This is a genomic window from Mesorhizobium sp. M7A.F.Ca.CA.003.01.2.1, assembly GCF_003998945.1.
Lineage (GTDB): Bacteria > Pseudomonadota > Alphaproteobacteria > Rhizobiales > Rhizobiaceae > Mesorhizobium > Mesorhizobium ciceri.
In genome coordinates, this window is record NZ_RZRA01001193.1 from 1 (window position 1) to 1,381 (window position 1,381).

General features: G+C 65.7%; 1 protein-coding gene and 1 pseudogene. One reads left to right on the forward strand and one right to left on the reverse strand.

All coding sequences use genetic code 11. The features are described from left to right. Positions 1–416 (reverse strand): annotated as a pseudogene (locus EN969_RS35645) (Ppx/GppA family phosphatase); the annotation flags it as partial. 375 nt (positions 417–791) lie between these two features. Here EN969_RS35645 and EN969_RS31115 point away from each other — a divergent pair. Next, positions 792–1,381 (forward strand): YbhN family protein (locus EN969_RS31115; RefSeq protein ID WP_164758661.1); only part of this gene is annotated, 590 nt, incomplete at its 3' end.

A 1,381-nucleotide genomic window follows, 5' to 3' on the forward strand; every position in this document is an offset into this window, starting at 1 on the left:
GCGACCAACAGCCGGCAATTGTTGGTGCCGAGGTCAAGCGCCGCAAACACCGGAAGCTCATGGACCGGCGGCCGACGGGCGCCTTGTTCCGGCCGCGGCACAAGAGCGGCGGGCGAGACCACCGCTTCCGCCGGTCTGTGGGCCTCCGCCGCCGGGGCACCGGTTTTGCCTGGCGCCGGCGATCGATTCTCCGCGGGACGCGCTTCGTCGCGCGCAAAAACCTTGCGCCCGCGCCTTCGCTTGCGCCGCTTCTTGGGCTTGCCTTTGTGGGGTGCGTCGCCCGCCTGCCCGTCTGCCGAGCGGAGCTCCGTCGGGCGGCGTTGCTGCCAGCTTGCGTTCCCCGGGTCAGCCGACCGCTGGGAAGAGCTGGACACGCCCACCTCCGGCGCGCCGGCGCCGGTATCGTGGTCTTCCACTGTCGTTCCTTCCGGCGCCGCGCGAACCTATGATGGACGCAGCAGGCGCTTCAGTGTTTTAAGTTGTCGCCAGACTAACAGCGCCGTGCCCGATCACCAAGAGCCGCATGCCGAATTTTACCGGCAGGCCGCTGACCGCCGTTCCGGCGCGGCCGCGTGATGAATCCGCACGCCGCAGTTGCCGGCGCAACGCCTGCCGGCATCTCTTTCGGGCGCCCCACGGACAAATCTTGCCGGCCGCCGCTGCGACAAGGGTTCGCGGTTGAATAGCCGGCTTCGATGAGGCATTTCTGAAATGAGCGGAAGAATCCGGCGCAGCCGGCCTCCCACCAGCCACGAAAGGAAGCGGACCCCGCAACGCATGGCAGTCAGGCAATGAACTGGAGACGCTATTTCTGGCCGGTCGTCGGCATCGCGGCGGTGATCTTCTCGCTGCTGCTGCTCTGGCACGAACTGCGCGGCATTTCGCTCGACGATGTCTGGGACGGCATCGCTGCCATTCCGACCCGCGGCTGGGTTCTTGCCGCGCTGAGTTCGATCATCGCCTATGCTTCGCTCGCCGGCTACGACCACATCGCGCTTCTGCATATCGGCAAGCGCGTGTCGTGGCTGTTCGTCACGCTGTGCTCCTTCACCACCTATGCGCTGTCGCACAACATTGGCGGTTCGGTGTTCTCGGGCGCCGTCATCCGCTACCGCGCCTACGGTACCAGGGGCCTGACCGGACAGGATGTCGGCGTGCTGGTGGCGGTCTGCTGGATCACCTTCGTGCTGTCGACGATTTTGGCCTCGGGCCTCGTTCTGGTGTTCGAGCCTGAGATACTCGACCGATTTTCCGGCATCGCCCATCATGGCCTGTCCGAAGCGGCCGGTATCGCGATGCTGCTGCTCGTCGCCGCCTATATCTTCGGCAGCTGGCTGCATCTGCGCCCGCTGAAGATCGCCAGCTTTCAGCTGCATTATCC